Source organism: Nonomuraea aridisoli (assembly GCF_003236395.1).
In the GTDB taxonomy this organism is placed as follows: Bacteria; Actinomycetota; Actinomycetes; order Streptosporangiales; family Streptosporangiaceae; genus Nonomuraea; species Nonomuraea aridisoli.
In genome coordinates, this window is record NZ_POUD01000636.1 from 1 (window position 1) to 602 (window position 602).

Consider the following 602-nt stretch of genomic DNA (forward strand, 5'->3'; position numbering starts at 1 on the left):
GCGCGGGTGTGTCGTGGGGGTGGCGGGCGGCGACCAGGGCGCGCAGCGGGGCGGCGCCCGGGTAGTAGACGAGGTCGGCGTCGATGATCGTGCCGGTCACCAGGGAGGCGTCGAGCGGCTGCCCCTGCGGCGCGAACGACAGGATCAGGGCGGGCCTGCCGGTGTGGTGGCCCCGGAGCCAGACGCGGCGCGCGGTCAGTCTGTCCTGCTCCTCGTCGCGCCGGCCGATGACGTGCCAGTGGTCGCGCACCACGGGCCCGACCAACACCTCTTCCCGGGTGACCGGGAAGCCGGCGCGGATGAGCACCGTACGGGCCAGCGGGCCGGGCAGCCCGGCGCGCCGACGGTAGGCGACGGCGAGCAGGTTGAGCAGGGCGTACTCCTCCAGCAGCCGGCCCGGCCAGTCGTCCTCGCGGCGGACGCGCGCCAGCCGCGACACCAGACCGGCGACGCCGGGGGCCTGGGCGTCGACGAGCCGCTTGGCCAGTCCCTCCCAGTCGTGCTCGGCCGCGCCCGCCAGGCCCTGGCGCACCTGGTCGGCCAGCCACCGCTCCAGCTCCGCCAGCCCCGCGGCGACCCGCCCATGACGCACGGACTCACCC

At 76.9% G+C, this 602-nt stretch carries 1 protein-coding gene; it reads right to left on the reverse strand.

The features are described 5' to 3' along the window. On the reverse strand, positions 1-602 hold a 602-nt coding region (locus C1J01_RS48495), incomplete at both ends, for an SWIM zinc finger family protein (protein ID WP_500048305.1).